Below are 9,767 nucleotides of genomic sequence, written 5' to 3' on the forward strand. Positions count from 1 at the left end.
GTTCAATCTGTTCCAAATAGCTAAGGTGCCAATAGAGAGACATGTGAAAATCAGGAGTGCCGCTACGCCTTTTGATCCTCAATACCAAGAATACTTGACTAAGAGAAAATCAAAGAAGCCATGCCGTAACTCTTGGCATGAGCCTGCTCTCGCTGCTTTATAAGTTGCTGGGTGCCATCAGGTGCCTTTGTGAAGGCTTGAGCCTAGTGCGGTGAAAGTTGCACGCTGGGTTCTTAGAGGGACGACACTTGGTAACAGGTGTCGTCTACTCGACAAAACCTTCTTAGAGTTTTGACTTAAATTAGCGAAAGATGAATAATTTCAAGTATAGAAAACTCGTTTAACAACTACTGATACAGTTCATCAGTATCCAGACCTAAAAACTCAGATAATAATGTTTTTAATGATGAGAACAAACACAACTGCAACAACAAGGATTTCATACATTACAATGCGGGTCAGTGCAACCCGATTTATTTAAATTTCCTCGTGTTTATGCACTAAACCGAAGTCTGCAAGCACCGAATAGGCCGCCGGTATCATAAATAACACCAGTAAGGTTGAAGCAAAAATACCGAACACAATAGAGATGACTAAAGGCTGAATGACCTGAGCTTGCAAGCTGCTTTCTGTCAATAAAGGGAGTAAACCTGCGGCCGTTGTCATTGAGGTCAAAAACACAGCTCTGAAACGCTCGCGGCTCGCTTTAACCACCGAGTCATGAACACTGTCTCCTTCATCGACGTGATGGCGAATATACTGCACTAGTAGGATCGAATCATTAACCACTATGCCAGCTAGCGATACAAAACCCAACAAACTAGGCATGCTCAATGAGTGGCCGAGCAATATGTGTCCCCAAACCACGCCAATGAACGCTAATGGGATCGCAAGCATAACGACGACAGGCTCTAGATAGCTGCGGAACTGATAACTGAGTATTGCAAACACACCAAGCAGACCAAGTAGAAAACCTTTACCCATTGATGAGCCAGTTTCGGCGGTATCCTTGCTTTGGCCTTCAAAATCGAAACGCAACCCTGGGTATTTCGCCATCAGTTTGGACGCTTCTTCACGTTGGAATTGAGCGATGATAGCGGTTGAGTTAGCTTTAGTATGGTCCACATCACCAAATACGCTAATGGTTCTTAGGCCATCAACACGCTGAATTCGAACATAGTTACGTTGAAAATCTAACGTTGCTATGGTCGCCAGTGGTATCTGACTACCATCCGACATAATAATTGGGAAATTTGCCAACTGTTGTAGATCGCCCGCTTGAACTTTGGCGAGACGCACTTCAATTGAGATGTTTTCAACACCAACCTGAATTTCATCTGCGGTCTGACCAAAAAAGGCCGCACGTAGTTGGTTAGCCACCAACTGACCGTTGATACCGTATGTCTCTGCGCCAGGCCGAAGTTTGACAAGTACCTCTTCTTTACCCATTCGCATATCGTCCAAGACACCATGCACACCATCAAACTCGTTTAGATATTGCTGGATATCGGTTGAGGCAGCCTTAAGTTTCTCGAGATCATCATGCTTAGCGCGGATTTCAATCGCACGTCCACCCGGCCCCATGGTTGGTTGTTTAAAGACCAGCGAAATGGGATCGGCTATCTCACCAATATCTTGACGCCAAGCGGCAATGAACTCATCAATCACGGCATTGCGGCTTTCTGCACCGAGTAGATCAAGTCGAACGGTGGCGATATGTGGCCCCGACTCGTCGGCGTCAGCATTGGCATTAAACTGGCTGGTTATATGTTCAATTAGTGGAACATCGTTTTCAACATCTCGTGTCCATTCTTTGTTTAGCTTCTGAGCAGACGCAACCAGCTTGTCAACCACGGCCTCAGTTTGAGAAAGTGATGACCCCGGGGGCAGAATAATACGTGCTTCGGCGATATCACCGTCTAACTCCGGGAAAGGCTGAAACTTGAGCAAACCACCAGCTAAGGTAGCAATGGAAATCAAAAGTAATGTAATAACTCCACCGATAAAGGCGTAGCGGAACTCAACCACTTTCTCCACTGCGTTGACGAGGGTTGTATTACGAAAATTCTCAAAACCATCAAGGAATTTCTTTTTAAATTTTGCAGATGGTTTTCCATTCTTCGCTTTATGCAGTGAATGCGATAGGTGGTTAGGAAGAATAAGAAATGCCTCAACTAAACTCAGTATCAAAACCAGAATCAGCACTTGTGGAACGGCTTTGAGCACAGCACCCATTTCGCCTTGCAAAAACAACAAGCTACCGAAAACACACACCGTGGTAAGCAAAGAAGAAACAACCCCAGGAAGGACTTTTTTAACACCATTGATGACAGCATTATCAACATCTTCCCTTCTGTCTAAGTGAGAGGCAATGGATTCGGCAATAACAATCGCATCGTCCATCATAATACCGACCGCCATCAGCAAGCCGACCAGAGACATAATGTTGATTGACAACCCGAGCTGCGCCATCAGGAACAAGCCACCAAGAAAAGCAACGGGTAATCCAGCGGCAACCCAGAGTGAATAACGAAAACTAAAGAACAGCCACATGGTTGCGAATACCAGAATAATACCTTGCCAACCATTATTGAACATCATGCTTAACCGGTCCCACAGTACAGACGAGATATCATTAGTGAGTTCTAGTCTGACACCATCAGGGGCGATGGCTTGTTGCTGCTCAACAAACTGAGCAACACGCTCTTTGATTCTAAGCGCATCATCTTCTTTATTCTTGCTGATTTTAAGCAAGGCTGAAGGATGACCGTCGAAAAGCACTTTCTGTTCATCTAATTCAAAACGGTCGGTAATGGTAGCGATGTCTTTAAGTCGAATCTGTGAGCCGTTTGCGCCAGAACCAACGACGATCAGTTCAAGTTGCTCCGGTGTTGTACGCCTTTCATCGAAACGAATAAGAAAGTTTTTGTCTGGCGTTTCAATATTACCACTAGGTAATTTAATATTCTGGCGGCCAATCTGAGTGGCGATGTCGCCGACACTCAAGCCAAGTTGACGCATGGCTTGCGAGTCCAGTTCGACACGAAACTGATGGTCAGAAAACCCTGCGATAGTAACCAGAGAAACGCCATAATCGAGCTTTAATGTACGCTTAAGCTGTTCTGCGTAAGCTTTCAGTTCTGGCCACGTGGTATTTGCGGTGATAGCCACGTCCACAACTGGTTCATTCCAATCCAGTTCTTGTACCACCGGAGATTCAATCTCCTTTGGAAAGTCATTGATCGAGTTGATCTGGGTTTGCACATCAACCAGCATTCTTCCGATGTCAGCTTTCTCGTTAAGCTTTAGGATAAGTCTTGCCGAGCCCTCAACCGCTTCACATTGAGTTTCTTCTATATTAGCAAGACCATCAACCGCGTCTTCCATTCGAACACAGATACTCTCTTCTACTTCTTGTGGAGACGCGCCCGGGTAGACCACGCCTGCTATTATGTAAGCAGGATCGAATGCTGGGAAAGTTTCGCGCTTAATCGTGGATAAGGATGTTACCCCCAAGACGAGCAAACACAACGTCAGCAGATTGGCTGCGGTTGGATGTTTGGCGAAGAATCGAATCATAACGCTGACTCCTCGTGGCCTGTTTCAGCCTCTTTAAGTAGCATGCCGTTAATCGCGGGTAACAGATCATTGAGAATAAGCTTTTGCCCCTGCTCCAAATCTCCTTCTACCACAACTTGGTTGTCACGACGGTAGAGAACCGACACGGATTGAATCACCAATTTATTGTTCTCATCCATCAGATAGATTTTATCGCCATGGAGTGCTCGTTCAGGAATTATCCAACTTGAGTTCGGCTGACCTTCGATAAATGCTCTGACGAACATGCCGTTGACAAGTGGTGGTAACGAGCTTGGATTTATTTGACGGTAATCTTGTTGAATCTCCAAAATTACACCGACGGTGGCCTGATTTGGGTCTACGGTTCCGCTAATTCGGCTCACTTTCGCAGGCCAACTCGCCTTCGTATTGCCACTGCTGAATTCAATGCTCGCGTCTATAAAGGTCATATCTGGTTGGGGGATGTCTGATGTGTTACGATTAACTTCAGCAATACTTGAGGCAAGCGTACGCATATCATGGATAGAGAGTTGAGCCTCGACTTCCATTACGTCCATACCGTGTGCAGTTACCATAGTTTGCTGCAGGTTCACAAGTTGATATTCCTCAATATCAACTTGTGAAATACGTAGGTCATTAGGCAAAGTAATGATGGTTTTTTCCAGTGCACGATGCGCTTCTTCCACTTTAGACAAATTAACTTTGACCAAAGCTTGGGCAACCCGTTTTTCATCGGGCATTAAACCGATTTGATTTTCAATGTCGAGCACTAACTTACGTGGGGAAAGTGTGCTTTGTTCTTGCTGATCAACATCTGATTGTGATGTAAGCCCTTTGGTACGTAAGTTTTGTTTACGTTCCAGCTCTTTATTGGCGATCACTAAGCGATTGCGCTCAATTTTAAGCGTTTGTTCTAGGTTTCGCTCTTCTTGATTTAGCTTGGCGAGAGAAGTTTGTGCAGAGCTAAGCTCCGCCTGTGCCTGAACCAATTTAAGTTGGTAGTCGAGTGGATCAATACGCAGTATTTCTGTTCCGGCCTCAAGAATTTGACCTTTTTCTAATTTAGGGTGTCGATAGACGATTTTGCCCGTCGCTTCCGCGATAGCTTTCCATTCGACCTTGGGCGTAATTTTGCCATAGCCAATCGCTTGTGGCGCTATCGCTTGGCGTTGCAATGAGACAGTTTCCACCAAACGTGCGCGATCGCCAGCAGGTTTAACGGGTAGATCAGGCTTAAGTTTTATGGCAACGACTAAAGTGATTACCCCTATAGCAAGCGCCGGAAAAAACAGTAATTTTTTATTGATTTTCACAAGTGTTAATCCTGCAAGTTTTGGGGTTGTAGCATACCATCAGTCATCAGTTTGATATTGTGTTCAAGAAGTCGGTTAAGGAAGTCTTCAGAAAGCTCAATGCCGTGGAGAGAAAGGAGCCCTGGCGGAGCAATAAATGGAAAGGCCATCAAGCTAAAATAGGAAACTTTGCATAATTCAGGCTCGACATCAGGTTTTAAAATATTGCTGTTAACAAGCTTGTCAAACATCACCGTTTGCATGGGTTGACTGATATCGGCGAACACTTTTTCGAACAGTTTGCGCTGAGTCTCCGAGGCATCCATGTGCATTATTTGAAACACTAAACGGGGAAACTGTGGAATTTTGTACATTTCATGATAATAGGTTCGCATAATGTCGAGAAAGTTCTTTTGTGAACTGTCTTTAACCATCATTTGTATGCGTTCTTTCATAGGATTGATCGTTTCTCGTATCACCGTTTCAAATAGCCCTTCTTTGTTGCCGAAATAATAGTGAATCATTGCTATGTTCACACCAGCTTGATTGGCAACTTGACGATTTGAAACTTTATCGTAAGGCATAGACGTGAACAGTTCACGAGCATGCTTGATAAGCTTTTTCCTAACGTCTATATCGTTGTCCTTGGGACGACCTGCTTTTCTATTATGGGTAGTCACACGTAGAATCTCTTTAATTAAAAGGCTGATTAATTATAGAGTGACGGTAAAATTACTGAAAGGACAATAATTAAGCGATATCTAAGTCAGTGATTAATTTTTAATCTTGGATGGTGAACGATACTTAGATAGAAAATGGCTGGATAGTGCGAGACTACAAGAGCTACTCGGATGAATTGTGGAATGAACATTTTCTACATACAAATCTCAACTACCTTTATTTAGACCTTAAAACTCAGACTGAATAGCCACCGAGTCAGTAGCCACCGCGCATCATTACTGAAATTTTGCGTAAAGTTGAACTTTTATTTGTACATTGATAAACGCTCGAAACACCGAGTGTAGCCGTGGTTTATGCAACAGGCCGTTGCATAATTAGAAAACTTGTTGTTTGGTAGTTTGACTACAACCAGAATAGCTTATCTAAAGATCAAACTTAGAATCATCCTTTAGTCGGTCATACTCAGCTTTCACGTCTGGGTCTTCAAATGCTCTGAGTTTTAATGCTTCGAGCTGACTGGACTGAGCTTCCTTAAAGTCCAACTTCCATCACCATTATCAACCCATTCTATTGGATCACCTTCGTTCCAAGACAAGTCTTTTTGTAATTCATCAGGTATTAAGAAATAGTGTTCGCCATCTTCATTTTTTTCAATTTTCACTCGCATTAAATACATGCTCATACCAAATCTAAAGTATGTTTTAGGTTTATCGCATTACAATCGATTAGGAAAAGAAGATAGCTTAAAAGTGTTAGGTAAATATGGGCTAAATTGGCACGGGGCAGATATGAGTTGTTGCAGAATCTTCAATCACTGAGCTTTCTCGTTGCTCGGGCAACTATTGCAAAAATTGCAACAGTTCAACTACCGAGGAATTCTCGATAGTTGCTTGATAAGCAATGTGCATATTTTGCATATTAGTTAGTTCTATTGCCGAAGCTACGAGATCAGAACCGGGTTGGAGCAGAGGTGATTTACGAAACAACCTGTTGCACAATTAGGCAGCGGATTTTGTCCAAGAGAGCGCGGTACATTAATGGCAAACCTTTTCTTGACTCCTTCTCCGAGTCCGAGCTAAAAAACTTATCACGCAGGTTGCGTGATGAGTTTGCTTTTGTTTGTGGAAAAGACTAAGTAATAACTAAGTAAAGATATAGTTATTATCAATCAGGTTCATATTGTTTTTTTCTCGATGAGGTTCGTCCTCGAGACTAAAGCGATCCCAACACTATAGGTGCTAACAGACTCCTGCACAAAATTGATACAAAGTGGTTGAAGGGATATTGCATCCTGCATTTTTTATATGCGATACCAAAATTAATGCATATTTTGAGTTAATATGCCAAATTCAACGTTGCTTTTGGTATTCGCCCTTAAGCAATAATACTTTGGGAACACCTCAATAAGATGTATGTACGCACTAGACGTGTTTCCCCCTGACGCTGATAATTAACACCATAAAAATTGATTCAAATATGTATTTTGACGTTAGGCTACAAGGAGCACCCCAATGCGTGACCCTAAACGAATAGAAACTACGCTTTCACTTTTGAAGGAGCTTTGGAGCAACAATGCTGACCTTCGGTTCAATCAGTTGATGTATAACCTTCAACGAGAGTTTTCACTCGAGAACGATGGTAAAGGGCAAATCACGGAAATCTTGCAAGAGGGTATTCAGCATGTTGGTTATGATCTGTTTTACATAGAAGATGACATTTTCATTCAATTTCTAGAGAGAAAGCTAACGCCACAACAGCGCTAGCTTTTGGCTAGATAACAAAACACCTTTGAAGGTTGTGAAAGAATTACTAGTAGTTGCTACTCAGCGTGAACGGCCTTAGTAAATGCAGCGCACATCTGTTGTATAACATTACTGCGGACTTTCTTGATATTGTGGGCACGATGCTCACTCACAATAACTCCACTCATCAAGCGAGTAACTGCTTCACGACGCTGTTGGTCGGAAAGGCAAATTCTTTTAGTTTCTTGTGTCATGTCGTATATCTTAGATGGCGAGCCGCGATTTCATCCGATGACGATGATAAGTAAATATAGCTTTGACATTGTTACGTGTCTACACTCATCTAAACAGGTTCAATAGGAAGCGTCTCCGTTAATTTAAAGTCCGTGATATACCATTTTTTGTCAAAGCTCATCTACATCACTTAAGTTTAGGTTCGGCAATTGGATAATAACGAAACAAGCTGTTTCGCAATTTGTGCAGCGCTTGCTGCACAATTTTGCAAGAGGCTCTAGCAAAAACGAACTAACAAGTATCAGCCCCATTCTTTGTTAACACCGTGATTTAATCTATGAGGTTAAAAGGGAGCTGCTTTTCCCCAAATGTCCAACAGATTGTTGGACATTTCTTTATTGGAGTTTTCCTAAATTAGAAAGCAATGAATTAACGTATGTAATGCGAAAAGTATGGTAGACCAGCTTATTCCAATGTAATGGAATCACTACAAATATAATGCATTCTGACCTGACTCTGCAAAATACTAACAGGGTAACAGAAACATATATGCCAATGTCTCTTTAATGACATTCTCTATACTAGTTTCTTGTGTCGTGTTTCCCTCGGTTACCCATGTTATTGACTTTTCTGTCTTATCAATTAATTGAGTGGACCCATTCGAGTTAATTGTTAGCTGAACAGCTCCATTTATTCTCGCGTGTCACTCTTCGTTTCCTTTCCTAGTTCGGTAAATCAAAGGAACTAAAGAAAGGATGAGAAGTGCTATAAGAGTGCTCAGAACAGCGGTCGATTCTCGCCCCATTCCCGCAGCCATGCCGATTGCTGCTGTTACCCATATACCTGCGGCCGTAGTCAGCCCCCGAGTCTCGAATTCTTTCGTCCCCATTATTATAGCGCCAGCCCCGAGAAACCCTACACCTGCAGTCAAACCCTGTAATACGCGACTCAAATCTGCGCTTGATGCCCCTGCTTGTTGAGGAATGAGAACGAAGAGTGCGGCCCCTATGGCAACCAGCATATGCGTTCGAACACCTGCACTCTTACCATGCCGGGCCCGCTCATATCCCAATAAACCGCCAAGGATTGCAGCAACCAGAAGGCGCAATGTGATACGTGTAACTTGAGCCACATCGGGGATATCGGAGAATTCCGACAGCACTGTATTCCATATATCTTGCCACATGACTACCTTCCTAATTGTTACTTTTTGTGCTTCATCATTATGATTCAAACATTATCGCTTTCGATGACGTTTTGTCCCACATCTGCACGATTATTAGTCCGCTATTCTCTTATTGGCATAACATGTTTTAGAATATCTGCTAACGTGACTACGCCAATCATCTTATCGTCTTTGCTTACGACAGCAAGTTGCACACTCACTTCCCGCATGCGTGCCAGTACTTCGTATATTGGCATTTTAGCGTCTATGACGTAAGCCTTACGTGCAATTTCTCGTGCAGGTTTGTCAGCAGGCTCTAGCAAGGTATCACGTACATGAACTACAAGCGGCTTCAAGCCTTGACTGCCGAATACTAGAATACGCAAGTGTCCAGATTCCATTGAAAGAGTACGAACATCTGCAACGGTTGCATGCTCATCCACATGCGCCATTACTTGATCTTCAGTTACCAAGGTTTCAATTGGAATTAAGCTCATATCTATGAGACCAGAAAGCTGTTTTTGTATATTCGGTTTCAGTGTACCAACTTTACCGGAATGCTCCACGAGTTGGCGAATAGTATTGATATCTTGCCCACCTACAGCCGCGCTTTCTACTGGCTCAACACCCGATGCTTTTACTAGTCGATTGGCGATACGGTTGATCCAGTTCAGAAGTGGACGTAAAGGCCATACGTAAGCACGCGCTACAATACTAACCGCAAGTGCAGATTTTTCCGGGTAAGCAATAGACCAGGATTTCGGTGCCATTTCACCGACCACTAAATGTAAGAATGTTACTACGAAAAGTGCGACACCGAAGGCCGCACCATCGGCAGCCCAATTTGGTAAGCCCATTACTACAAACACTGGACCAATCCAATGATCAACTGCTGGTTTGGTGACTGCGCCAAGTGCAAAGGTACAGAAGGTGATACCCAATTGAGCACCCGCTAGCATCAACGTCAGGTCATTCATACCTCTCAAAGCTGCGCGAGCTGAAGCGCTTTCCACAGCCATTTCTTCAAGACGGTGGCGACGTGCGCCCATTAACGAAAATTCAATGATTACAAAG

The 9,767-nt window shown here is 43.3% G+C and carries 7 protein-coding genes and 1 pseudogene; 2 read left to right on the forward strand and 6 right to left on the reverse strand.

Annotation, left to right across the window (positions count from 1 at the left end):
- Positions 1 to 163 (forward strand): annotated as a pseudogene (locus tag CAG58_RS15400) (group II intron reverse transcriptase/maturase); the annotation flags it as partial.
- A 314-nt stretch (positions 164 to 477) separates the two neighbouring features.
- On the opposite strand, the gene CAG58_RS15405 reads toward CAG58_RS15400, so the two are convergent.
- The 4 genes from CAG58_RS15405 to CAG58_RS15420 all read right to left on the reverse strand — a co-directional run bounded on the left by CAG58_RS15405 (position 478) and on the right by CAG58_RS15420 (position 6,234).
- Positions 478 to 3,579 carry an efflux RND transporter permease subunit gene (locus tag CAG58_RS15405; protein WP_161426495.1) on the reverse strand — a complete coding sequence of 1,034 codons (3,102 nt, stop codon included), beginning with the start codon at positions 3,577 to 3,579 and terminating at the stop codon, positions 478 to 480.
- Positions 3,576 to 4,892 carry an HlyD family secretion protein gene (locus CAG58_RS15410; protein WP_161426496.1) on the reverse strand — a complete coding sequence of 439 codons (1,317 nt, stop codon included), beginning with the start codon at positions 4,890 to 4,892 and terminating at the stop codon, positions 3,576 to 3,578. The genes CAG58_RS15405 and CAG58_RS15410 overlap by 4 nt, the downstream gene beginning before the upstream one ends.
- Before the next feature lie 5 nt (positions 4,893 to 4,897).
- Positions 4,898 to 5,551: a TetR family transcriptional regulator gene (locus CAG58_RS15415; RefSeq protein ID WP_161426497.1), complete on the reverse strand. Its 654-nt coding sequence runs from the start codon at positions 5,549 to 5,551 to the stop codon at positions 4,898 to 4,900.
- Between the two features lie 500 nt (positions 5,552 to 6,051).
- Positions 6,052 to 6,234, reverse strand: coding sequence for a hypothetical protein (locus tag CAG58_RS15420; protein ID WP_237666030.1), 183 nt, complete (start codon positions 6,232 to 6,234; stop codon positions 6,052 to 6,054).
- 829 nt (positions 6,235 to 7,063) lie between these two features.
- On the opposite strand from CAG58_RS15420, the gene CAG58_RS15425 reads away from it, so the two are divergent.
- Positions 7,064 to 7,315 (forward strand): hypothetical protein, encoded by a 252-nt coding sequence (locus CAG58_RS15425; protein WP_161429751.1) that lies wholly within the window; start codon positions 7,064 to 7,066, stop codon positions 7,313 to 7,315.
- A gap of 916 nt (positions 7,316 to 8,231) precedes the next feature.
- Here the strand turns inward: CAG58_RS15425 and CAG58_RS15430 are convergent.
- Both CAG58_RS15430 and CAG58_RS15435 read right to left on the reverse strand, forming a co-directional pair.
- Positions 8,232 to 8,762, reverse strand: coding sequence for an MgtC/SapB family protein (locus tag CAG58_RS15430; RefSeq protein ID WP_202598328.1), 531 nt, complete (start codon positions 8,760 to 8,762; stop codon positions 8,232 to 8,234).
- A gap of 53 nt (positions 8,763 to 8,815) precedes the next feature.
- The coding region (locus CAG58_RS15435) for a CNNM domain-containing protein (protein WP_161439751.1) at positions 8,816 to 9,767 on the reverse strand (952 nt) is incomplete at its 5' end.

The organism is Vibrio sp. V31_P5A7T61 (genome assembly GCF_009904895.1).
Classification (GTDB): Bacteria; Pseudomonadota; Gammaproteobacteria; order Enterobacterales; family Vibrionaceae; genus Vibrio; species Vibrio metschnikovii.